Origin of the sequence: Rhizobium viscosum (assembly GCF_014873945.1) — a bacterium.
Classification (GTDB): domain Bacteria; phylum Pseudomonadota; class Alphaproteobacteria; order Rhizobiales; family Rhizobiaceae; genus Rhizobium; species Rhizobium viscosum.
Map to the genome: position 1 here is coordinate 2,671,958 of NZ_JADBEC010000001.1, position 23,681 is coordinate 2,695,638.

General features: G+C 59.7%; 22 protein-coding genes. 17 read left to right on the forward strand and 5 right to left on the reverse strand.

The features are described 5' to 3' along the window. Positions 1-208 precede the first annotated feature (208 nt). From tolQ to glmM, 10 genes are all read left to right on the forward strand, one after another. Positions 209-928: a protein TolQ gene (gene tolQ / locus H4W29_RS13130; protein ID WP_029868707.1), complete on the forward strand. Its 720-nt coding sequence runs from the start codon at positions 209-211 to the stop codon at positions 926-928. A 14-nt stretch (positions 929-942) separates the two neighbouring features. Next, entirely contained in the window at positions 943-1,398 is a 456-nt protein-coding gene (gene tolR, locus H4W29_RS13135; protein ID WP_113295394.1) for a protein TolR, read from the forward strand. Positions 1,399-1,406: 8 nt separating this feature from the next. Continuing rightward, the gene (tolA, locus tag H4W29_RS13140; RefSeq protein WP_192729290.1) at positions 1,407-2,543 is read left to right on the forward strand and encodes a cell envelope integrity protein TolA; all 1,137 of its coding nucleotides are present in this window, start codon (positions 1,407-1,409) and stop codon (positions 2,541-2,543) included. Then, positions 2,544-2,957, forward strand: a complete 414-nt coding sequence (tolA, locus tag H4W29_RS13145) for a cell envelope integrity protein TolA (RefSeq protein WP_192729291.1) — start codon at positions 2,544-2,546, stop codon at positions 2,955-2,957. A 20-nt stretch (positions 2,958-2,977) separates the two neighbouring features. Further along, entirely contained in the window at positions 2,978-4,288 is a 1,311-nt protein-coding gene (tolB, locus tag H4W29_RS13150; protein WP_192729292.1) for a Tol-Pal system beta propeller repeat protein TolB, read from the forward strand. Between the two features lie 158 nt (positions 4,289-4,446). Continuing rightward, positions 4,447-4,977, forward strand: a complete 531-nt coding sequence (gene pal / locus H4W29_RS13155) for a peptidoglycan-associated lipoprotein Pal (protein WP_192729293.1) — start codon at positions 4,447-4,449, stop codon at positions 4,975-4,977. 158 nt (positions 4,978-5,135) lie between these two features. Then, positions 5,136-6,134 (forward strand): tol-pal system protein YbgF, encoded by a 999-nt coding sequence (gene ybgF, locus H4W29_RS13160; protein ID WP_192729294.1) that lies wholly within the window; start codon positions 5,136-5,138, stop codon positions 6,132-6,134. Between the two features lie 11 nt (positions 6,135-6,145). Beyond that, a complete protein-coding gene (gene tilS / locus H4W29_RS13165; RefSeq protein WP_192729295.1) occupies positions 6,146-7,549 on the forward strand; it encodes a tRNA lysidine(34) synthetase TilS in 1,404 nt (467 codons plus the stop codon). Positions 7,550-7,646: 97 nt separating this feature from the next. After that, positions 7,647-9,578, forward strand: coding sequence for an ATP-dependent zinc metalloprotease FtsH (gene ftsH / locus H4W29_RS13170; protein WP_192729296.1), 1,932 nt, complete (start codon positions 7,647-7,649; stop codon positions 9,576-9,578). A 241-nt stretch (positions 9,579-9,819) separates the two neighbouring features. Further along, the gene (gene glmM, locus H4W29_RS13175) at positions 9,820-11,172 is read left to right on the forward strand and encodes a phosphoglucosamine mutase (RefSeq protein WP_192729297.1); all 1,353 of its coding nucleotides are present in this window, start codon (positions 9,820-9,822) and stop codon (positions 11,170-11,172) included. Between the two features lie 58 nt (positions 11,173-11,230). Here the strand turns inward: glmM and H4W29_RS13180 are convergent, their stop codons facing one another. Continuing rightward, positions 11,231-11,860, reverse strand: coding sequence for a class I SAM-dependent DNA methyltransferase (locus H4W29_RS13180; RefSeq protein WP_246517170.1), 630 nt, complete (start codon positions 11,858-11,860; stop codon positions 11,231-11,233). Positions 11,861-12,147: 287 nt separating this feature from the next. Here H4W29_RS13180 and H4W29_RS13185 point away from each other — a divergent pair, with 287 nt between their 5' ends. Beyond that, entirely contained in the window at positions 12,148-12,993 is an 846-nt protein-coding gene (locus H4W29_RS13185) for an outer membrane protein (protein ID WP_192729298.1), read from the forward strand. A 52-nt stretch (positions 12,994-13,045) separates the two neighbouring features. Here H4W29_RS13185 and H4W29_RS13190 read toward each other — a convergent pair whose 3' ends face one another. Beyond that, positions 13,046-13,666, reverse strand: a complete 621-nt coding sequence (locus H4W29_RS13190) for a TetR/AcrR family transcriptional regulator (RefSeq protein ID WP_192729299.1) — start codon at positions 13,664-13,666, stop codon at positions 13,046-13,048. 92 nt (positions 13,667-13,758) lie between these two features. Between H4W29_RS13190 and H4W29_RS13195 the strand changes: the two genes are divergently transcribed. From H4W29_RS13195 to serA, 3 genes are all read left to right on the forward strand, one after another. Next, complete coding sequence (locus tag H4W29_RS13195; RefSeq protein WP_192729300.1) at positions 13,759-14,376, forward strand: NAD(P)H-dependent oxidoreductase; 618 nt, start codon at positions 13,759-13,761, stop codon at positions 14,374-14,376. Between the two features lie 139 nt (positions 14,377-14,515). Beyond that, the gene (locus tag H4W29_RS13200) at positions 14,516-15,694 is read left to right on the forward strand and encodes a phosphoserine transaminase (protein WP_192729301.1); all 1,179 of its coding nucleotides are present in this window, start codon (positions 14,516-14,518) and stop codon (positions 15,692-15,694) included. An 84-nt stretch (positions 15,695-15,778) separates the two neighbouring features. Beyond that, positions 15,779-17,374 carry a phosphoglycerate dehydrogenase gene (gene serA, locus H4W29_RS13205; protein ID WP_192729302.1) on the forward strand — a complete coding sequence of 532 codons (1,596 nt, stop codon included), beginning with the start codon at positions 15,779-15,781 and terminating at the stop codon, positions 17,372-17,374. Between the two features lie 91 nt (positions 17,375-17,465). Here the strand turns inward: serA and H4W29_RS13210 are convergent, their stop codons facing one another. Further along, positions 17,466-17,684 (reverse strand): hypothetical protein, encoded by a 219-nt coding sequence (locus H4W29_RS13210; protein ID WP_192729303.1) that lies wholly within the window; start codon positions 17,682-17,684, stop codon positions 17,466-17,468. A 271-nt stretch (positions 17,685-17,955) separates the two neighbouring features. Here H4W29_RS13210 and H4W29_RS13215 point away from each other — a divergent pair, with 271 nt between their 5' ends. Further along, on the forward strand, positions 17,956-20,037 hold the full coding sequence (locus H4W29_RS13215; protein ID WP_192729304.1) for a putative bifunctional diguanylate cyclase/phosphodiesterase: 2,082 nt from the start codon (positions 17,956-17,958) through the stop codon (positions 20,035-20,037). Here H4W29_RS13215 and H4W29_RS13220 read toward each other — a convergent pair. Next, entirely contained in the window at positions 20,029-20,907 is an 879-nt protein-coding gene (locus tag H4W29_RS13220) for a LysR family transcriptional regulator (RefSeq protein WP_192729305.1), read from the reverse strand. The two genes, H4W29_RS13215 and H4W29_RS13220, sit on opposite strands and share 9 nt — an antisense overlap. Positions 20,908-21,071: 164 nt before the next feature. Between H4W29_RS13220 and H4W29_RS13225 the strand changes: the two genes are divergently transcribed. After that, on the forward strand, positions 21,072-22,139 hold the full coding sequence (locus H4W29_RS13225; RefSeq protein ID WP_246517174.1) for a TDT family transporter: 1,068 nt from the start codon (positions 21,072-21,074) through the stop codon (positions 22,137-22,139). A gap of 350 nt (positions 22,140-22,489) precedes the next feature. Here the strand turns inward: H4W29_RS13225 and H4W29_RS13230 are convergent, their stop codons facing one another. Beyond that, positions 22,490-23,446: a DMT family transporter gene (locus tag H4W29_RS13230; RefSeq protein WP_192729307.1), complete on the reverse strand. Its 957-nt coding sequence runs from the start codon at positions 23,444-23,446 to the stop codon at positions 22,490-22,492. Between the two features lie 82 nt (positions 23,447-23,528). Here H4W29_RS13230 and H4W29_RS34660 point away from each other — a divergent pair, with 82 nt between their 5' ends. Continuing rightward, positions 23,529-23,663 (forward strand): hypothetical protein, encoded by a 135-nt coding sequence (locus H4W29_RS34660; protein WP_281401269.1) that lies wholly within the window; start codon positions 23,529-23,531, stop codon positions 23,661-23,663. Positions 23,664-23,681: the final 18 nt, after the last annotated feature.

Here is a 23,681-nt window from a genome sequence, read left to right on the forward strand (position 1 = left end):
GATCTATTAACCATAATGGTGTCTTACTCGCGGAGTCGGAGTTTGTGCGACGCACGCCTTCCTTTGACCAAATTTGACGGCAAGAAGGCGGAAGAAGAGCTTGGAAGCTTGACCAGGGCTTTGGGCGGCGGCCGCCAGACATTCTTGCGTGATCACTTCGTGCCGCCCGGTCAAGCGCCGGGCGTTTGGATTCGGGGATTTTGGATCTATGGAACAAGTAGGATTGGCAGCAGCCACGACCGACGTCAGCCTCTGGTCGCTTTTCATGCAGGCCGGCATCGTCGTCAAGCTGGTCATGCTCGGCCTTATCGCCGCTTCGGTGTGGACCTGGGCTATCGTCATTGACAAATATCTGGCTTACGGCCGCGCCCGTCGCCAGTTCGACAAGTTCGAGCAGGTCTTCTGGTCGGGCCAGTCGCTGGAAGAACTCTACCGGACGCTTTCCGAGCGCAACAATACGGGCCTTGCGGCGATCTTCGTCGCGGCGATGCGCGAATGGAAGAAGTCCTTCGAGCGTGGTGCACGTTCGCCGATCGGTCTTCAAATGCGTATTGACCGCGCGATGGACGTGACGCTCGCCCGTGAATCCGAATATCTCTCGGCCCGTCTCGGCTCGCTTGCGACGATCGGTTCGGCCGGTCCGTTTATCGGTCTGTTCGGCACGGTCGTCGGTATCATGACCTCGTTCCAGGCAATCGCCGGTTCGAAGTCTACCAACCTTGCGGTTGTGGCGCCTGGTATCGCGGAAGCGCTGCTCGCAACCGCCATCGGTCTCGTCGCCGCTATCCCGGCGGTTATCGCCTACAACAAGTTCTCCGCCGATGCCGGCAAGCTCTCGGGTCGCATGGAAGGCTTTGCGGATGAATTCTCCGCCATCCTTTCGCGCCAGATCGACGAGAAGCTGCAGCCGCGCCAGGCCGCGCAGTAACGGAGTAGACGACCATGGGTATGGCTGTAGGCGGCAATAGTGGAGGAGGCGGCGGACGCCGCCGCCGCGGTGGCCGCAACAAGGGGGTTATCTCCGAAATCAACGTGACGCCGCTCGTCGACGTCATGCTCGTGCTGCTCATCATCTTCATGGTGGCGGCCCCGATGATGACGGTCGGTGTTCCGATCGATCTGCCGGAAACGCAGGCCAAGGCGCTGAATTCCGAGACGCAGCCGATCACGATCTCGGTCAAGAACAACGGCGAAGTCTATCTGCAGGAAACGCCGATCCCGGCTGAGGAAATTGCTGCAAAGCTCGAGGCGATCGCCACCACCGGTTACAACGAGCGCATCTTCGTGCGCGGCGATGCGACTGCGCCTTACGGCGTGATTGCTGACGTCATGGCCCGTATCCAGGGCGCGGGCTTCAAGAATATCGGCCTCGTGACGCAGCAGAAGAAGGACCAGTAACGCTCAAGATGAAGACCAGCGTCGTCACATCTGCGGTTCTGCACGGGCTGGTGCTTACCTGGGCGCTGGTGTCGCTAAGCGCTCCGGAATCCTTCAAGGTGGAGGATTTCGAGGCGATGCCGGTCGACCTCGTGCCGGTGGAATCCATCACGCAGTTGCAGCAGGGCGACAAGAAGGCTCCGAAGAAAGAGGTTTCTGCGCCGACGCCGACGACCCGGCCACCGATCCCGCAGCCGGCGGAAAATGCCGGTGACAACAATGTCGACCTGAAGACGCCGCCGGTCCCGAACGCCAAGCCCAGCAACAGCGAAGCTGCGGCGGCGAATTCGAGCGAGAAGCCGCTGCCGACGATCGATCCCAAGCCGAACGACGTCAAGGAAGTCAACAAGGAAGAGACCGAGGTCGAGCAGCCGAAGGAAGTCGCTTCCATTCCGCAGACCAAGCCCGTGGAAGTGACGCCGCCGAAGCCCGAGGAAAAGCCGCCGGAAGAACAGGCCAAGCCTGCAGAACCGCCGAAGCCGGATGCCGAGGCATTGCCGGACAAAGTGCCGACCCCGGTCCTGAAGCCGCAGGTAAAGCCGCCGGAGCCGAAGGCTGCCGAAAAGCCACCGGAGAAGCCTCAGGATCAGCCGAAGACTGCCGAAAAGCCGACCGACAAGAAGAAGGACGATCAGAAGCGCGAGGTGGCGAAATCCGCTTCTTCGATGAAGAGCGACTTCAATGCGGACGAGATTTCCGCGTTGCTGAACAAGACCGATCCGTCCGCAGGTGGTGCCAAGCGCTCGACACAGGAAGCATCCCTGGGCGCGAAGAAGAGCACTGGGGGCTCGAAACTTAGCCAGAGCGAAGAGAATGCACTGCAAGGTTTGATCGAGGGTAACTGGCTGATCACTCCGGGGATGGAAGGCCTTTCCGGCATGGTCATCAAGGTACATATGAAGCTCGATAAGGATGGTAACATTGTTGGCCAGCCTGAAGTTGAGTCCTCGGGCGGTAGCAGCAGCGATTCTACGCGGCGTGCGCTGGAAAGCGGTGCCTACAGAGCTGTTATGAAATCCGCGCCATTCTCGATGCTTCCGAAGGACAAGTATGACACTTGGAATGAGGTCGAATTGAACTTCGATCCGAGCAGCATGGGAATCTAGATGCTGACGGACCTGTCCCACGGCACCAAGTCCTTAGCAGCCACCTTAGTACTCGGCACGATTCTGGGCTGCGCCTTTGAGGCATCGGCACAGTCAGCCGGGGCAGCGACGTCCGATGCGTCGGTGGAAGCGATGCGTCGAGCTATAACGACCCATTTCAATGTGCCTCCAGACTTGCTGAAGGGTGGCAAGGTTCTGATCACCGTTCACCTGAAGCTTAGCAGGACTGGTGCGATCGATGGTTCGCCGCTGGTGACAGTTTCGGGCGGCGATGAGGCTGCGCGAAATCGCCTGTCGGCTGCAGCTCTCCATGCGGTGTTGCGCGCATCGCCATTCACCATGCTTCCGAAAGACAAATACGAATCCTGGAAAGAAGTCGTCCTGCGCTTCGAAGCCGGCGATCCGACTCCATAGATGCTGAAAGGCTGTTTGGTATGACAAAGTGTTCCTTCTTCCGCGCCATCATGGTCGCAGCCAGTCTGATGACCGCTGCCGTCTTCGCGACGCCGGCCAACGCGCTGGTTACGCTCGACATCCGAAAAGGTAACGTTCAGCCGTTGCCGATCGCGGTGACGGATTTCCTTCAGGGCGATATGGGCGCGCAGGTTTCTCAGGTCATCGCAGCCGACCTCCAGAGATCCGGCCTGTTTGCGCCGATCAACAAGACGGCCTTCATCGAGAAGATTTCCAATCCTGACGCCTCGCCGCGCTTCGAGGATTGGAAGGTCATCAATGCACAAGCGCTGGTGACTGGCCGTGTGACCCAGGAGGCCGATGGGCGCCTTCGCGCGGAGTTCCGCCTTTGGGATCCGTTCGCCGGCCAGCAAATGACGGGCCAGCAGTTCTACACCCAGCCTGAGAACTGGCGGCGTGTTGCCCACATCATCGCTGACGCGATCTACAAGCAGATCACCGGCGAAGAAGGCTATTTCGACACCCGCGTCGTCTTCGTTTCCGAATCCGGTCCCAAGCAGCAGCGCAAGCGTCAGCTGGCGATCATGGATCAGGACGGCTTCAACGTGCGTATGCTGACGGATGGCAGCGACCTCGTTCTGACGCCGCGCTTCTCGCCGAACCGGCAGGAAGTGACCTACATGTCTTTCGCCAACCAGCAGCCGCGCGTTTATCTGCTGCAGCTCGAAACCGGACAGCGTGAAGTCGTCGGTAACTTCCCGGGCATGACCTTCTCGCCGCGCTTCTCTCCTGATGGCCAGAAGGTCATCATGAGCCTGCAGCAGGAGGGCAACTCGAACATCTATACGATGGACCTGCGTTCGCGCACGACGACCCGCCTGACCTCGACGGCGGCCATCGACACTTCGCCCTCCTATTCGCCAGACGGCAACCGCATCGCCTTCGAAAGCGACCGCGGCGGACAGTCGCAGATCTACGTCATGAATGCCGATGGTTCGGGCCAAACCCGTATCTCCTTCGGCGATGGCCGTTACTCCACGCCGGTCTGGTCGCCGCGCGGCGATCTGATTGCCTTCACCAAGCAGTCGGGCGGCAAGTTCTCGATTGGTGTCATGAAGCCGGATGGTTCGGGCGAGCGTATTTTGACGACCGGTTTCCACAATGAAGGCCCGACCTGGGCGCCGAATGGCCGTGTCATCATGTTCTTCCGTCAGGCGGCGGGTGCGGGCGGTCCGCAGCTCTATTCGATCGACCTGACGGGCTACAATGAACAGGCCATCAAGACGCCGGCCTATGGCTCGGACCCGGCCTGGTCGCCGCTTCTGGAGTAGTGGAGAGCAAAAATACCGCCTTCATGTCGCCGCAAAGTCCTGAAAATGGGCGATGCAGGGACAAATCAACGAATTGTTAACCATAAACTTTGATGGCCGGTTAACCGAGTGCGGTTACTGTCCGGAAACCCTGATTGAAGTCGCAAGGAGACCCGGCCATGAGCCGAATTCACACCCCGGCAATGAGCCGCATGCAGAATTTCGCCCGTAACCCCGTCATGATCGCGCTTGTCGCCGGCCTTGCTCTCGCAGGCTGCGCCAACAAGAAGAATGTGCCTAACAGCGCCGGCGATCTCGGCCTCGGTGCAGGTGCGGCAACGCCGGGCTCTGCCCAGGACTTCACGGTCAATGTCGGCGATCGCATCTTCTTTGATACCGACTCCACGTCGATCCGCGCCGATGCTGCCCAGACGCTCGACCGTCAGGCTCAGTGGCTCGGTCGTTACCCGAACTACCAGATCACGGTCGAAGGCCATGCCGACGAGCGTGGCACGCGCGAATACAACCTCGCTCTCGGTGCTCGCCGCGCCGCAGCCGCCAAGGATTATCTCGCTTCGCGTGGTGTTCCGGCCCAGCGCATGAAGACGATCTCCTACGGCAAGGAGCGTCCGGTTGCTGTCTGCGATGACATTTCGTGCTGGTCGCAGAACCGCCGTGCCGTCACCGTTCTCGGTGGCGCGGGCATGTAATTTTCGGCAAAAGCCGGAATTTGATGAGGCGGCTCCTTGCGGGCCGCCTTTCTTTTTGACCACACTTTGGCCAGACTCCGTTGCTTTTTGAGAGCAATTGGAAAAATCTCCTGTCGTGCCATCGGGGCGCGAAGAATCACTGGGACAGGACGATACAAATGAAGAAACTAGTCGTGGCAGGCATGCTGTGCCTTGCGGCCGTGACCGGGAGCGAGCGAGCGGCTTATTCCGCGTCGTTCTTGGGCTTGCATTTCGGCGGCCAACCCGCGCAGCAGAGCCAAGCCGCAGCGCCGGTCGTCAATGTGCAGGCGAGCGGGGCTGAAGTCCGCATCCAGCAGATGGAAGACCAGATGCGGCAGTTGAACGGCCGTATCGAGGAGATGAGCTATCAACTCCTCCAGATGCAGGAAACGATCCGCAAGCAGCAGGAAGACAATGAATTCCGCTTCCAGCAACTCGAAAAGACGGGCGGCGGTGCAAGTGGTGGCGGTGCTGCCAAGACGCCGGTGAAGAAGAGCGAAGCTGATGTCGCTCCATCGGCATCAGGCGGCGGCGACGATATCGCCAAGGTCATTCAAGCCCCGCAGGGAGCCGAAACGGCTCCCTCCACCGACTTGCCGGCCAATGGAGGCCTCGGACAGCCGCCGCGCGAGCTCGGCTCCATGGATTTCGACCAGAACGGCAATCCCGTTGGCAATACCATGAACCAGAATGCGACGGTCGGTTCCGCGCCGCTGCCGGATGCGGCGGCGCCGCAGCAGACCGCCTCGCTCGGCAGCGAGTCCGACCAGTACAAGGCGGCCTATGGCCATGTGCTTTCCGGGGACTACGCTACGGCGGAGCAGGAATTCACGCAGTACATTTCCCGTTATCCGAACAGCTCGCGTGCTCCGGATGCAAATTTCTGGCTCGGCGAAGCGCTTTATTCGCAGGGCAAGTTCAACGAATCGGCCAAGACTTTCCTGAACGCCCATCAAAAATACGGCACGTCTGAAAAGGCGCCCGAGATGCTGCTGAAGCTCGGCATGTCGCTTGCCGCACTCGACAATACCGATACTGCCTGCGCGACGCTGCGCGAAGTCAGCAAGCGGTATCCAAAAGCCTCCCGTGCCGTCATAAACAAGGTCGCGAGCGAACAGAAGCGTCTCGCCTGCTAGGATCTTCCGGCTTGTTTCCGGAAGATCCGATTTCTCCCGAGGCGGCAATCGACCGTTTCCTCGCTTCGCTGAAGACGCCCGCGCGCATTCTTGTCGCGATCTCAGGCGGAAGCGATTCCAGTGGCCTGCTCCTGTTGCTCCATGAAGCGCTGAAGGCCGCACCAGATCTTTCCATTTCCCTTTGCGCCTCGACAGTCGACCATGCGCTACGCCGCGAATCCGCGGATGAGGCCTGCCGGGTCGCAACTCTTTGCGCATCAATGGGCATTCCGCACCGGACAACAGTCTGGCAGGGGAAAAAGCCGAAAACCGGTATGATGGCGGCTGCACGCGAGGCGCGTTACGGTCTTCTTGCCGAGGCGGCGGAAGGCTTCGACGCTGATCTCATCGTGACAGGACATACGCTGGACGATCAGCGCGAAACGCTGCACATGCGTGGAATGCGGACGGAGCAGATTTCGACCGGCATTGCGGATGCGGTGCTGTTCGACCGGCATTTCTGGATCCTGCGGCCGCTCCTTTTCTCCACTCGAGCAGATATCCGTCGCTTTCTGACCGCGCGCGGCGTGGCATGGATCGACGATCCCAGCAATGAAGATGTGAAATACGAGCGTGTGCGGACGCGCCGGCAGCTTTCCGCTGAGGGCGCTGCCGAGACGGATATTTTTCGTGCCTGGGAAGAACGGCTGGCTCTTTCTTCTGATGGAGCCGAATGGCTGCATCGCCATTTCAGGCTTCATGGCGGTTTGCTCGGGCAGGTGATGCCTGGCGGGTTGAGGCAGGATCGCAGAATTCTTGATTATGCGCTTGGCCGTCTGACGGCCGTTTTTGGTGGGCAGCCGTTTGTGCCGGGAAGGAAACAGATGGAGCGGCTTCTTGCATTTACCACAGGCGGCAAGCCGGGGCGAATGACTGTCGGCCGTGTGGTATTCGATCTGCGGCGTGACGGGCTTTATCTGGCACGTGAGAGCCGCGGAATCCTGCCTCTGGTGCTTCGGCCGGGGGAGGCAGGGGTTTGGGATGGAAGATTCGAAGCGAAAAACAGGTTGGCAGCGACCATAGAAATTACGACACAAGCCGGTGCGGTGAATGAGGCAACAATGCGTAAAGGGTCTTCCGCGCCCGACTTGGGCTCGCCGGGTTCCGATGACAAGCAAGACACGGGGGATCGGAGTCAGGGTCTTCCCAAGGCGGCGTGGAAACGGGCTGCTGCTTCTGGGCCGGCCATATCCGCAGGGCAAGGGCTCTTATTGCCGGAATCCGCCCAATCCGTCGATTTGACGCCCCATTTTGCGGCCTTCGACCGCTTTTTGACACGATTTGATTTCACTTTTGCAGACAGGCTTTCGGCAGTTTTCTCAAGGGCGCCCTATGCGGAGCCGCCTTTAAGAAGTATTGACGGAAAAACGATCTGACAGAGTGGATCGCCTTGGCAATGGCCTGGCGCAACCCTATGTTAGAGACCAAATATGACGGCCGCCATGAGGCGACCGTCCACTGCTGGGGAGTTCAATGAACCCTAACTTACGTAATTTCGCCTTGTGGGCGATCATAGCGCTTCTGCTGATCGCCCTCTTCAGTATGTTCCAGACGGCTCCGGCGCAGACGGGTTCGCGTGAAATCCCTTATTCGCAGTTCCTGCGTGAGGTCGATGCGGGCCGCGTGAAGGATGTCGTGGTCACCGGTAACAGGCTGACCGGAACATATCTGGAGAATAACAATACCTTCCAGACCTATTCGCCTGTGATCGACGATAGTCTGCTGGATCGCCTGCAATCCAAGAATGTCGCTGTCACTGCGCGCCCGGAAACCGATGGTTCCTCCGGCTTTCTGAGCTATCTCGGAACGTTGCTGCCGATGCTCCTGATCCTCGGCGTCTGGCTGTTCTTCATGCGGCAGATGCAGGGCGGTTCGCGCGGCGCGATGGGCTTCGGCAAGTCCAAGGCCAAGCTTCTGACCGAGGCGCATGGTCGCGTGACCTTCGATGACGTTGCCGGCGTTGATGAAGCCAAGCAAGACCTGGAAGAGATCGTTGAATTCCTGCGCGACCCGCAGAAGTTCCAGCGCCTCGGCGGCAAGATCCCGCGCGGCGTGCTGCTTGTCGGCCCTCCGGGTACCGGTAAGACGCTGCTCGCCCGCTCTGTTGCCGGCGAAGCCAACGTGCCGTTCTTCACCATTTCCGGTTCGGATTTCGTCGAAATGTTCGTCGGTGTCGGTGCAAGCCGCGTCCGCGACATGTTCGAGCAGGCAAAGAAGAATGCACCCTGCATCATCTTCATCGACGAAATCGACGCCGTCGGTCGCCATCGCGGCGCCGGTCTCGGCGGCGGTAACGATGAACGCGAACAGACGCTGAACCAGCTCCTCGTCGAGATGGACGGCTTCGAAGCCAATGAAGGCATCATCCTGATCGCCGCGACCAACCGTCCCGACGTTCTTGATCCGGCGCTCTTGCGTCCGGGCCGTTTCGACCGCCAGGTCGTCGTTCCGAACCCTGACATCGTCGGCCGTGAGCGCATCCTGAAGGTTCATGCCCGCAACGTTCCGCTGGCACCGAATGTCGATCTCAAGGTTCTGGCTCGCGGTACGCCCGGCTTCTCCGGTGCCGACCTGATGAACCTCGTCAACGAAGCTGCCCTCATGGCCGCCCGCCGCAACAAGCGTGTCGTGACCATGCAGGAATTCGAAGACGCCAAGGACAAGATCATGATGGGTGCCGAGCGCCGCTCTTCGGCCATGACCGAAGCGGAAAAGAAGCTCACCGCCTATCACGAGGCCGGTCATGCCATCACCGCACTGAATGTTGCCGTCGCCGATCCGCTGCACAAGGCAACGATCATTCCGCGCGGCCGTGCACTCGGCATGGTCATGCAGCTTCCTGAGGGCGACCGCTACTCGATGAGCTACAAGTGGATGATCTCGCGCCTCTGCATCATGATGGGCGGCCGCGTTGCCGAAGAACTGACCTTCGGCAAGGAGAACATCACCTCGGGTGCTTCCTCCGACATCGAGCAGGCCACCAAGCTTGCCCGTGCGATGGTCACCCAGTGGGGCTTCTCCGACGAGCTTGGTCAGGTCGCCTATGGCGAGAACCAGCAGGAGGTCTTCCTCGGTCATTCGGTTTCGCAGTCGAAGAACGTCTCCGAAGCGACCGCGCAGAAGATCGACAACGAAGTGCGCCGCCTGATCGATGAGGCCTATACGCAGGCTCGCACGATCCTGACGGAAAAGCATGACGAGTTCGTCGCTCTCGCCGAAGGGCTGCTCGAATACGAGACGCTCACCGGCGAAGAGATCAAGGCTCTGATCCGTGGCGAAAAGCCTGCGCGCGATCTTGGCGATGATTCGCCTCCGAGCCGCGGCTCGGCCGTGCCGAAGGCCGGTGCGCGCCCGGCTTCCAAGGGTGATGAACCCGAGGGTGGGCTGGAACCGCAGCCCCACTGAAATTGAACAGCAATTTGCCTAAAGAGCCGGATTTCCACAGGGAATCCGGCTCTTTTAATATTGGTAACAGGATATAATCAGTTTTCTTGGTAATTTACGTGCCGGTTACGCGGTTTTGTGGCATTCCGCTGATTAAAGACAAGTCTGATCAAGGTTTCGGCGCAGCATCAATCTTTGAAGCCGGTTTCTTGTTTGAGGAATGCCTAAGCTTCTACGGCGCGCGGAAAGCGCAGGAGTGCATATGAAGAGACGCTATTTTGGGACGGACGGCATCCGAGGCGAAGCCAATATCTTCCCCATGACGCCGGATCTTGCGATGCGGGTCGGCATCGCCGCGGGAACGATTTTTCGCAACGGCGCCCACCGTCATCGTGTGGTGATCGGCAAGGACACGCGCCTGTCGGGATACATGCTGGAGAATGCCCTCGTGGCCGGCTTCACCGCGGCGGGACTGGACGTGTTCCTGCTCGGTCCTATTCCGACGCCAGCAGTTGCAATGCTGACGCGTTCGCTGCGATGCGATATCGGGGTGATGATTTCGGCCTCGCACAATCCGTTCCAAGATAACGGTATCAAGCTTTTCGGTCCTGATGGTTACAAGCTCTCCGATGATATCGAAGCGCAGATCGAGGATCTGCTGGACAAGGATCTATCGGGACAGCTTGCCAAGGCTGAGGAGATCGGCCGGGCCAAGCGCGTCGATGGCGATATCTACCGCTATCTCGAGCACGTCAAACGCACCTTGCCGCGCGACGTGACCTTGCAGGGCCTGCGCGTCGCGGTCGACTGCGCCAACGGTGCGGCCTACAAGGTGGCGCCTGCCGTGCTCTGGGAGCTCGGCGCCGACGTGGTGACGATCGGCAACGATCCGAATGGCACCAACATCAACCTGAATTGCGGCTCTACCAGCCCTGTCGCCTTGCAGAAGAAGGTTGACGAAGTGCGCGCCGATATCGGCATTGCGCTCGATGGCGATGCCGACCGCGTCATCATCGTCGATGAAAACGGCTCGATCGTCGATGGCGATCAGCTGATGGCCGTCATCGCCGAAAGCTGGGCCGAAAGCCAGCAGCTGCGCGGCAACGGTATCGTTGCGACCGTCATGTCCAATCTTGGCCTCGAGCGTTTCCTCGATGACAAGGGGCTCGGCCTTGCCCGCACGAAGGTCGGCGACCGTTACGTCGTCGAGCACATGCGCCAGAATAACTACAATGTTGGCGGCGAGCAGTCCGGTCATATCGTGCTTTCTGACTATGGCACGACCGGCGACGGTTTGGTTGCCGCGCTGCAGATCCTTGCCGCCGTCAAGCGCACGGGCAAGACAGTCAGCGAAGTCTGCCGCCGGTTCGAGCCGGTGCCGCAGCTTCTGCGCAATGTCCGCATTACCGGTGGAAAGCCGCTGGAGGATCTGCAGGTGGTCAAAGCGATTGCCGATGCCGAGGCCGAGCTTTCCAAGAACGGCCGTCTCGTCATCCGCCCGTCCGGCACCGAGCCGCTGATCCGCGTGATGGCGGAAGGCGACGACCGGGCGCAGATCGAGCGTATCGTCAACGATCTGATCGGCACGATTTCGAGCGTGCGCAGCGCCGCCTGAAAGCGCGCAAAAAGGATTGAAAGCCGGCCTTCGTGCCGGCTTTTTCATTGGTGCCGGTCTATTGGTATTGGGCGAGCCAGACCGTGTGGTTGCCGCAGGCTGGGTCTTCGGCCTTGTGGGCGACGACTGTAAAGTCATGTTCGGTGAGCAAAGCGCGATATTCATCCGGGCTGAGGCTGCCGTGATAAAGCGGCTCACCGACGAAGACACCCATAGCTTCGCCGTGTGCAGGGCCACTGGTGAACATCAGCGCCGCCCCCGGCTTGGAATGCGTGCGAAACAGCGGAAACATGCGCCGCTGGTCCTCGAAGGGCAGATGGAAGAAACTATCCCAGGCAATCAGTCCATCGAAACTTCTGCAGAGCGACAGGCGGCGCATATCTGCGACGTGCCAGTCGGAATTTGGAAAGCGTGTTCGGCACATGTCGATCAGGCTGGGTGAGGAATCGATGCCCGTCACTGCGTGGCCGCTTTCGATGAAATAACGCGAGATAGGTTCGCCGGAACCGCAGCCGATATCGAGGATTGACCCGCCCTGCGAGATCAGTGCGGTGAAGCGATCCAGCCAGCTCCGTTCAAAAAGGGTCTTGCCGCGGCTTGTATCCCAGACTTTGGCATGCCGCTCGTAGAGATCGGGAATGGTTTCGGCGGCCTGCTTGTTGCTGTTCTGCATATGCTGGCTGATCATCTGTGGAAAATCTTCGATTTGTCTTAAGCGGTTCGATCGTGGAGGAACATGCGGGGTGATATCCGTTGTTCGCAAGTGTGAACGGATTCTTTATTCGTCACCCTCCCGATTCGGGAAGTCGAGACAGGCAGATGGCCGGCATTTACTTTTCGAAACATGTTCTGCCGTGAATATTCGCATTACTTCTTATGGTTAAGCAGCTTTTAACGTTTCCGATTCATTATCCATAAAAGCGTATCCGTTTTGGCGGCCTGCAGCGCGCCGACGCAACCGACTGGGGTGAATCCATGAAACGAACTTTGTCCGGTATCTTCGCCGCGCTGTTGATCGCGTCGAATGCCTATTCTGCCGATCTTGCTCCGGTCGAACCCATTCCGGAACAGCCGCCGGAAGTCGCCGTCAGTGAAAGCACCGGCTGGTATCTGCGCGGTGATGTTGGCTACGCCTTCACCGATCTGCGCGGCGCGAAGTTCTTCCAGGGCAGCAACGCTCTCGAAGCCGATTTCGACGATGCGGACCTTGAAGATGCGTGGACGGTCGGCGGTGGTGTCGGTTACCAGATCAACAGCTATCTGCGCACCGACCTGACCTTCGACTATCTCACCAAGTCTGACTTCCGTGGTTCGACGGCCGGCGGCGGCGCCGACTTTGGGGCGTGTGTGATCGCATGTACGTCGAGAGACGTATCGTCGATGACGGCCTACACGCTGCTCGCCAACGCCTATGTCGATCTCGGCACCTACGCCTACTTCACGCCTTATGTCGGCGCCGGTATCGGTGGTTCCTACGTCAAGTGGAAGGATCTCCACAACGTCGCCTGCGCCGATGACGGCAGCGGGTGCGACGACGAAGTCGTCCATGGCGGCCGCGGCAGCTGGCGCTTCAGCTACGCCCTCATGGCCGGCGCCTCGATCGACGTGACCTGCAACGTTAAGGCCGATGTCGGCTACCGCTACCTGCATATCGATGGCGGCAGCATGTTCGGTTACAACGAAAACGGCGGCCCGGGCCGCGACCGCGGCGTCAATGTCCATGAAGCCCGTGTCGGCGCCCGTTACCTCTTCGGGGGCTGCGCTCAGCCCGTGGCCTACGAACCGCCGGCAATTCCGCTGCAGCAGCCGGTCTACAAGTAGGCCCATAGTTTCAAGGATTTCGAAAGCCGCCCGAAAGGGCGGTTTTTTCGTTTCAACCGACGTTTCTGGCGACCATGGCCAGGATGATTTCGAACAGCTCGCTTTCCGCTTGCATAGCAGTAATCTCGCCTGTTGCTGCGGCATAGGAGAGAGTCTCGGCCGCGCCGAGCATGGCCCAAAGGCTGGCTGAGGCGATCGTTCCTGCACCAACGAAGGGCGTGAGCACGGATCTGCATTGGTCCATGAAAACCACCTGACACTCGTGCTTGATCTTTTCCAACTCCGGGGAACTTGCCAAAGCGGCGACGACGTCAGGAATTTCACGCCCCTGCGTGAGAACGCAGTCGATATAGGCGGCCGCCATGACCTTGGCTTTGTCGCTCAGCGCCGGTCCGCTTTCGCGAAGCGCAGTATCCATCAGCGCCGTCTGACGATCGTCGAATTCGCGGTAGAGTTCCGCAAGCAATCCCGGCCGCGTGCCGAAGTGATCATAGACGACAGGCTTTGCCACGCCGGCTTGTTCGGCGAGGCGACCCAGCGTCAGCGCGTCCGTTCCTTCTTCTCTGATCAGCCGCCACGAGACATCCAGGAGCTGGCGATGCCGTTCTTCTCTCGAGAGTCGGCGACGAGGGCGGGGAAGAGTATTGTTGTGTTCTTTGTCGGCGCTTGACATTGTAACCTACGAAAAGTAACTTACTAAAAGTAGCTTACGAAAAGTATATAGGCGAGGGGCTTTGCCCGCAATCGCAATCAGGAGGTTTCGACATGCATGCACTCATCGTTTTCACTCATCCCGATTCCGGTTCTCTCAGTCACGCCGTTGCCGCGGGGATTGCCGAAGGCATAGCGACACTCGATGCCGGTAACTCTTTCGAAATCGCAGACCTGACGGAAGAGGCTTTCGATCCGAGATTCAACGAAGCCGATATTGCGGCGCATCGCCGGAAAGCCGATGCGCCTGCCGATGTCGTCGCCGAGCAGGCGAGGATCGACCGCGCCGACGCGCTCATCCTGGTCTATCCTGTCTATTGGTGGTCCATGCCGGCCTTGATGAAGGGCTGGATCGATCGTGTCTTTGCCAATGGCTGGGCCTATGACGACATGCCCGGCAGCAAGGTTGTGAAGAAGCTCCATCATCTGCGAGTGCATCTCGTCGGAATCGGCGGCGCGGATGCCGGCACCTATGAACGGCACGGTTATTTCAACGCTATGAGAACGCAAATAGACCATGGCATTTTCGACTATTGTGGTGCTCCTGTAGCGACGTCAGAACTGCTTCTCGACTCGGATGCAGGAAATGGCGCCGCGCATATTGAGATGGCGCGCCGCATTGGCAGCGATATCTTCAACGCTCGCGATCGCGCCGCCAGCGGCGCGGCGTAACCAGAGATGTGATCGCCGCTGCGGCAAAATAGCCTCCAGAAACGACATGACCCGCTTGACTATGACGGGCTTCGCCCATAAACACGGCGGCGGGACACTCCTCCCCAACGAGGAGCCATCTATCTGGAAGGGTAGCAACATGGCAAATACCGCAAAGCCGGACGTGCGTCCGCAAAACACTCATTTTTCTTCTGGCCCCTGCGCGAAACGTCCTGGTTGGACGCTCGAAGCTCTTTCCGATGCGGCCCTTGGCCGTTCGCACCGCGCGAAAGTCGGCAAGGCGAAGCTGAAGCAGGCGATCGATCTTACCCGCGAAATTCTGGAAGTGCCTGCGGATTATCGTATCGGCATCGTGCCGGCTTCCGATACCGGCGCTGTCGAGATGGCGCTCTGGTCGCTGCTCGGTGAGCGGGGCGTCGACATGGTTGCCTGGGAGAGCTTCGGCGCCGGCTGGGTTACCGATGTCGTCAACCAACTCAAGCTGAAGGACGTTCGCAAGATCGAAGCCGGTTACGGCGAACTCCCTGATCTTTCCACCGTCGATTTCGACCGTGACGTGGTCTTCACCTGGAACGGCACGACTTCTGGCGTCCGCGTTCCGAATGCCGATTTCATCCCTGCCGACCGCAAGGGCCTGACGATCTGCGATGCGACCTCGGCCGCTTTCGCGCAGAACCTCGATTTCGCCAAGCTCGATGTCGTCACCTTCTCCTGGCAGAAGGTTCTCGGCGGCGAGGGTGCGCATGGCATCCTTATCCTGTCGCCGCGTGCCGTCGAACGGCTGGTCTCCTACCAGCCGGCATGGCCGCTGCCGAAGATCTTCCGCCTGACGTCTGGTGGCAAGCTCATCGAAGGCATCTTCCAGGGCGAGACGATCAATACGCCGTCTATGCTCTGCGTCGAGGACTATATCGATGCGCTTCTCTGGGCCAAGCAGCTTGGCGGCCTCAAGGCCCTGATCGGCCGCGCCGACGCCAATGCCAAGGCTATCGCCGATTTCGTTGCCGCAAACGACTGGATCGCCAACCTGGCCGTCAAGCCGGAGATCGAATCCAATACGTCAATCTGCCTGAAGATCGTCGACAAGGATGTGGCTGCTCTGGATGCCGATGGCCAGGCGAATTTCGCCAAGGGTCTCGTCGCCCTCCTCGAAAAGGAAGGCGTCGCTTATGATATCGGCGCTTACCGCGATGCTCCGTCCGGCCTGCGCATCTGGGCTGGTGCCACGATCGAGACTGCCGACATGCAGAAGCTGATGCCTTGGCTTTCCTGGGCCTTTGCAACGCAGAAGGCTGCGCTTTCCCAGGCCGCTGCCTGATGTGATCGCATCCGGCTCCGCCTGATGGCGGAGCCTCGCATTCCCAATTCAAGTTTATCGCTGAACTCTTTGAAGGAGGCCCCAATGGCACCTCGCGTTCTCGTATCCGACGAACTGTCGGAAACTGCCGTCCAGATCTTCCGTGATCGCGGCGTCGAAGTCGATTTCCAGCCGCAGCTCGGCAAGGACAAGGACAAGCTGTTCGAAGTCATCGGCAATTATGATGGCCTTGCCATCCGTTCTGCCACCAAGGTGACGGAGAAGATCATCGAAGCCGCCAAGAACCTCAAGGTCGTCGGCCGCGCCGGTATCGGCGTCGACAATGTCGATATCCCGGCTGCATCGCGTCGCGGTATCATCGTCATGAACACGCCGTTCGGCAACTCGATCACGACGGCCGAACACGCGATTGCCCTGATGTTTGCGGTTGCCCGCCAGCTTCCGGCTGCCGATACGTCCACGCAGGCCGGCAAGTGGGAAAAGTCGAAATTCATGGGTGTTGAGATCACCGGCAAGATACTCGGCGTCATCGGCGCCGGCAATATCGGCTCCATCGTCTGCGCCCGCGCCATCGGTCTGAAGATGCACGTCGTTGCCTATGACCCGTTCCTCTCCAAGGAGCGCGCCGAGGAAATGGGCGTCACCAAGGTCGAGCTCGACGAGCTGCTCGCCCAGGCCGATTTCATCACGCTGCACGTGCCGATGACGGACAAAACGCGCGGTATCCTGAACAGGGAAGCGCTTGCCAAGACCAAGCCCGGCGTTCGCATCATCAACTGTGCCCGCGGCGGTCTCGTCGACGAGGCAGCGCTTGCCGATGCCATCAAGTCCGGCCATGTCGCCGGCGCCGCCTTTGACGTCTTCGAAGTCGAGCCTGCCAAGGAAAGCCCGCTCTTCGGCCTGCCGAACGTCGTCTGCACGCCGCATCTCGGCGCCTCGACCACCGAAGCGCAAGAAAACGTCGCTTTGCAGGTTGCCGAGCAGATGGCCGATTACCTCGTCAAGGGTGCGGTTTCGAACGCCATCAACATGCCCTCGATCACCGCGGAAGAAGCACCGATCCTGAAGCCGTTTATCAAGCTCGCCGATGTTCTCGGCGCCTTCGTGGGCCAGGTCACGGAAGAGCCGATCAAGGAAATCGAGATCCTTTACGATGGCGTCACGGCCAACATGAACACCCGCGCGCTGACCTCTGCGGTCCTCGCCGGCCTGATCCGCTCGCAGGTGGCCGACGTCAACATGGTTTCGGCGCCCGTCATGATCAAGGAAAAGGGCATCATCCTCTCCGAGGTCAAGCGTGATAAGTCGGGTGTTTTCGATGGCTATATCAAGCTGACGGTGACGACGGAATCCATGACGCGTTCGATCGCCGGCACGGTCTTCTCTGACGGCAAGCCGCGCTTCATCCAGATCAAGGGCATCAACCTCGACGCCGATGTCGGAAGCCACATGATCTATATCACCAATACCGACGTTCCCGGCATGATCGGCTTCATCGGTACGACGCTTGGTGCTGCCGGCGTCAACATCGCCAATTTCCAGCTCGGCCGTGACAAGCAGGGGGGCGACGCCATTGCGCTGCTCTACGTTGACGGCACGGTTGACGACGTCGTGCTAGGCCAGTTGACCGCCAATTCGGCGATCCGCCAGGCAAAGCTGCTGGCCTTCAACGTCGACTGAGTTTTCCTCCCAAGGAAAGACGTGAAAAAACCAGCTCGGTCTCCGTGCCGGTTTTTTACATGGTCCATCGCATGTCATTAGTGACCTGCGATCAGTGGCGGGTGGCGTTGGTGTCGTGATGCAAAAAAGTGTCTCTGCTCGCGTCGAAAACCCTGAAGAACTCGTCCCAGGAAATGTTCTCGACAGAACTTTCCTGCCTGCCGAAATCAACGCCGACGAGGCCGCTTTTCATCCGGGCGGGATGGCCGCCGCGGGCCTCGATCCATTCCCGGATTTTATCGTGATCTGTCATTGCGGATGTGCCCATCATCGCCTCCATCCAGATGGGTTGTATTTTCAACCGGAAATAACTCTTTGGAAATGATTTGGTTCCACCTCACAATCAGGCCTGCGGTCAAGCCCTCGACTTGACCAGCCACTGAAACACTCGACCAAGCCGTGAAATGGCCGGTTTAAGAAACTTTCACTGCTTATTTTACAGGCGTGCGCTCAAAGTTTGAGCCTCTTATGATTGTGATTTTATTTAGCTTTCTCGGCTATACCACTTTCAATATTGGTTCCAATTTTGCGTGAATTTCTCAATGGCCTCGTTTCAGACGATATCCGGGCAATCCGAAGCTCTTGTTGATGATTTCCGTTCGCTGTTTACCACGCATCCCTCTCCTATGTGGGTCTACGATCCGGATACGCTGCGCTTCCTGATCGTCAATGATGCGGCGCTCATGCTCTATGGTTACAGCGCGGAGGACTACGAAGGCATGACCGTGCTCGATATCCGTCCGGCTGCCGAACGGGAGCGGATGCTTAGCGCCGTTCATGAGCGCACTGACATGGAGAAGGCTGAGCGCTGGACGCATCTGAAGGCCAATGGCGAGGCCATCGAAGTTCTGACCTACGGCCGGGAAGTGCGCTTCGAAGGAAGGGCTGCGATCCTGGCGATCGTGCAGGACCGTACCGAGGTGAATGCCGCACAGCGCCAGATCACCGATACACGTTCGCTGCTGGACAGCATCGTCGACAACCTGCCAGTCGGCGTCTTCGTGAAGGATATGGAGGAGGATGGCCGCTACATCCTGCTGAACGAGGCGTGCGGCGAGATCATGGGCTTTCATACCGGCGACGTGGTTGGAAAGACGGACCGGGACTTCTTCCCCTCCGAGCAAACTGTTATCTTTCGCGAACAGGATCACGAGGCGTTCGTCGCCGGTGCGACGATCAGCTTCGAGGAGACAATGGAGCGGGCCGACGGCGGCAAGCGAATCCTTCGCACCGTCAAGCGTGCCTTGCCGGTGCCTGAAGGGAAGGAGCCGCGCTATCTGCTGGGCATCTCTCACGACGTGACGGAAGAGCGCGCAGTGGAGGCGAGGCTTGCGCATCTTGCCATGCATGACTCGCTGACGCGCCTGCCGAACCGTGCGGCCTTCTCCAAACATATCCGCAAGCAGGCCATTACCGCTTCTATCGAAAAGCCGGTGGCGCTGCTCTACATCGACGTCGACCATTTCAAGACAATCAACGACAGCAAAGGTCACGCCGCAGGCGATGCGCTTCTCTGCCAGGTAGCGGAACGCCTGCTGGCGCTTGCCGATGGGGATGACCTCGTGGCGCGTCTTGGCGGTGATGAATTCGCGGTCGTGCTGCAGCTTGTCGAGCCCGACCGGGCAGAGCGTTTTGCCGATCTGCTGCTCAGGTCGCTTGCCAGGGCTTTTGACCTCGACGGCACGCGGGAGCATGTCACCTGCAGCATCGGCATTGCGCTGGCTCCTGTCGATGCTGCCGAAGCTGATGTGCTGATGCGCCATGCCGATCTTGCGCTCTATGCCGCTAAGGAAAGCGGTCGCTCGACCTATCGTTTCTATGAGCCCGCGATGCGGCTCGAGGCCGAGCGTCGTCATCATCTGACCGGTGAACTGCGTGATGCGCTGGAACACGGGCAGTTCGAGCTTTACTACCAGCCCATCGTCCAGCTCGAGGATGATGGCATCGGCGGTTTCGAGGCGCTGATCCGCTGGCGGCATCCGGTGCGCGGTCTTGTGCCGCCGATGGAGTTCATCCCGTTGGCGGAGGAGACGGGACTGATCATTCCGATCGGTGACTGGGTGCTGCGGGAAGCCTGCCGTGCGGCCGCTTCCTGGCCGGGCCATCTGAAGATCGCGGTCAATCTGTCCGTCAGCCAGTTCCGCCATGCAAGCCTGCTTGCCAGCGTCGTCGCGGCACTCGATGAGACGGGTCTGCGCCCCGAACGGCTGGAAATCGAGATCACCGAATCCGTCTTCCTGGCCGATGTGGTGCAGAGCCTGCCGCTGCTTCGGGCGCTGAAGGAACTCGGCGTTCGCATTGCCATCGACGATTTTGGCACGGGCTATTCTTCGCTCAGCTATCTGCGTGCCTTCACTTTCGACAAGATCAAGCTCGACCGCAGTTTCGTGTCCGACATCGAGACGGATCCCGGCAATCTGGCGATCATACGTGCCGTGGCCGGCATCGGTTCCGGCTTCAATGCGGTTACACTCGCCGAAGGCATCGAAACCGAGGAGCAGTTGCAGAAGCTGCGGGCCGAAGGGTTCAGCGAGGTGCAGGGCTATCTTCTCGGCAGACCCATGCCGCAGCATGAGGCCGAAGCACTGATCTACGGACGCCAGCTCAAGCAGGCGTCAGGCTGAGATCATCGCATCGAAAGCATCGGCCGCCTTGCTGCGATAGCGCTCCTCATGGCGCAGCAGGAAAAAGGGACGCGGCAGGGGTGGCACATTCACCTCGGTGAGAAGACCGTTGCGCAACTTCATAGAAACAACGCTCCGTGACATCAGTGTCGCGCCGATGCCAGCTTCGACGACGCCGACGAGCGGCTCGTTCTCCGGCAGCACCATCGCCACATCAAGCGCATCGATATCGAGGCCGGCCCTTCGCAGAAGGCTTTCGAAGGCGAGGCGGGTGCCGGACCCCTGCTCGCGCAGGACCCATTGCGTCTGAGGAAAATCGCTCGGGCCGCGTGATTTGCCGTCCGCCCATGGGTGATTGGAGGCAACGACAACGATCATCTCGTCCAGGGCGACCTGCCTTGCCGAAACGCCGCGCCTGTCGCTCGGCCACTCGATAAGGCCCACTTCCACCTCGCCACTGGCAACGGCGTCAGACACTTCAGCTGTGTTGCCGATGCGGATTTCCAATTCGATGCCCGGATAATTTCGGCGGAACGTGGCAAGCCGCGGCGACAGCCAATAGCCGCCGATTGTCTGGCTCGCCATGATCGTGAGCTCTCCATGCATGAGGCCGGAGAGGTCCATGAGAGCGGCTTCCGCCGCCTTTGCGCTGGCAAGCACGGCCTGTGCTTCCTTCAGGAACAGCTGGCCGGTCCGGTTCAGCACGATCGAACGGCCGACACGGTCGAAGAGGGTGACGCCGTGTCGTGTCTCCAATGCGGTGATTGCGGCGCTGACGGCCGACTGGGTCATGTTCAGGTGCGCTGCCGCCTTCGTGATGTGCTGACGCGCTGCCACCTCTACGAATATTCTGAGCTGCTCCAGTGTCATGCCGCCTCCATTGATAATTCGATTTTATCGAACGGAATGATAAAGATAAATCGTTGGAAGCGATTATTTTGTGCCGTTATGAAAGCGGTCAACGAAAGGAATTCGCCATGACCGTCTTGCACCTATCTCCTCCTGTCCCGATTGTTCGCTCGAGGACGCATGTCTTGCGCCACTTCACGCCGAACTGGTTTGCGACGACAATGGGGACCGGCATCCTTGCCGTCTGCTTCGGTCAGTTTCCGGATTTGCCGGCAGTCCACGCGTCAGGCGAGATGCTGTGGCTCGCGAATATTGGCCTGTTTGCCGTGCTGACCTGCATCTATGCCGGAAAGTGGCTTCTGTATCCCGGCGCTGCATTGAGGGCATTCGACCATCCAGTCGTTTCGATGTTCTTCGGCTGCATTCCGATGGGCCTCGCAACCATCGTGAATGGTTTCCTGATCTTCGGACCGGGCCTTTTTGGCGAAATAAGCATCTCTATCGCGGCGGAGCTGTGGTGGGTGGACGCAGCGCTGGCGGTTCTGGCGGGACTTGCCATTCCACTGGTCATGTTCACGCGGCAGCAGCATGTAATCGAGCATATGAGCGCCGTCTGGCTATTGCCGATCGTTGCCTCTGAGGTCGCAGCTGCAAGCGGCGGATTATTGGTGCCGCATCTCGCCGAAGGCGCGCAGCTTCCGGTGCTTTTTGCGAGTTTCGCGCTCTGGTCCTGCTCGGTGCCGCTGGCGCTCGGCGTCCTCGTTATCCTCTTCCTGCGCCTTGCCCTGCACAAGCTGCCGCACGCCAGCATGGCAGCGACGAGCTTTCTTGCCCTCGGTCCTGTAGGTACCGGCGCACTCGGCCTTGCTCTGTTTTCCATCAATGGCGGGCAAGCTCTTGCAGCCGGCGGCCTTGGCGCGCTGGTTCCGGCGATTTCAGGTGCGGCTTTGCTTGGTGCTGTCCTGCTTTGGGGCTATGGCCTCTGGTGGCTTGGTCTGGCGGTTGCCATCACCATCAACCACCTGCGGCAGGGCTTGCCCTTCAATCTCGGCTGGTGGGGTTACACCTTCCCGATCGGCGTCTATGCTGTCGCGACGCTGCGGCTTTCGAGTATCTTTCCGCTGCCGGCACTGGCAGGGTTCGGAGAGGTTCTGGTCGCAGTCCTTGCCGCGATTTGGGTCGTCGTCGCCGTCCGCACGAGCTGCGGCGCCTATAATGGTTCGCTCTTCGCCGATCCGAGCCTGGAGAGTTGATCGCCTGGCGCCTACACAACTGCCTCAATCATTCGTTATTTGGAGAATGCAAGTCAGCATTGCATACTCTGGGCGGGCTGAAAAAGGAGGAGCACATGAAACGCTATACCCTGTCGATGATCGGTCTGGCGCTCGTGACTGCCATCATCGCCAATCCGAGCATCGCACTTGCCTGCAACAAGCTGATCGGCGCCTGAGCCGATATCGCCCATCCTTTTCCTAAAGGCGCAGCTCCGGCTGCGCCTTTTTTGATGGCTGTCTCCTTCCTGTGCTGCATCGCAAACCAGGGCATGCGGCTGATCATGATGCGCAGCCCGCCCGCGCAGACAAGGCGCGGGCGCGGAACAGGCCTATCGCGTCGGGGCTTCTATGTCGCCTTCCACCGGTGTCGTGGCGATCTGCGATTGTGCGTCGCCGGAGGCAACCGCTGCGGGCAGGGGTACCTGGCGCTTGCGTTCACGGATCAGCGTCAGTAGGCCTGAGCAGATGATGAGCACGATACCGAGAGCCATGGGCAGGTCGACGCTATCGTTGAAAAACAGATAGCCGAAGGCGATTGCCCAGATCATCTGGCTGTATTGCGGGGTCGCGATCAGCGTTGCCGGGGCAAGGCGTGCTGCCGTCATCAGCATCACGTTGCCGGCTGCCCCCAGCAGGCCGTAGCTTGCGAGAAAGAGCCATTGCTGCGGACTTGGCACCACCACCTGTGAGAGCATGAGCAGGCCGCTGACGATGAGGGTGCCGAGCAGCGAGGCGCCATAAAGCGAAAGGCGCTTTTCGGCCGGGCCGAGCTTGCGGAGGATGACGATGGCGATGGCCGCCGAGATTGCGCCGATGGTTGCCGCCAGATGGCCGACGGACAGTTCGCGGAAGCCGGGCCTGAGAACCACGAGCACGCCGAGGAAGCCGACGATGACGGCGGCCCAGCGCTGCCAGCGCACGTCTTCCTTCAGGAGGATCACCGAGAGAATGGTAACGAAGGAGGGCAGCAGGAAGAGCAGGCAGAAGGCTTCTGCCATCGGCAGCTTGGTGAAGGTGATGATGGAGGCGATTGCGCCGGTTGCGCCGGCGACGAAGCGCACCAGCCAGAGCGGCCGGTTCGTCGTCCTGAAAATGTCCAGCCATGAATCGCCTGGCCCCTTGATAAAGGGCAGGGCTGCTAAGCTGAGGATCGCACCCGTAAAGGCGACCTGGAGGGAAGGAACCGTGCCATGCAGGGCCTTGATAGATGCATCACTGAAGGCAAAGACGGCATAGGCCGCAAATGCGACAAGGACGCCACGAAGCGTGGTGGAGGCGGCTGTCATTTATCCGAATCTTTAAAAAGGTGGGTCAGTTCATCTACGGGATGAAATACGGCCTATCAAAGGTCGATTGCGAATAGCTGCAATGCGTGACCCGCGCATGACGCTGCCGGAAAAGCCGGCCCTTGCGCGGAGACGCAATAGTTTCTATATCCGTCGCCCATGCAAGCTGGCGGCCGATCCCGCCGGAACACAGGAAATCCGCCACATTCCGACGTGAGAAAGGGCGGATCGAAAC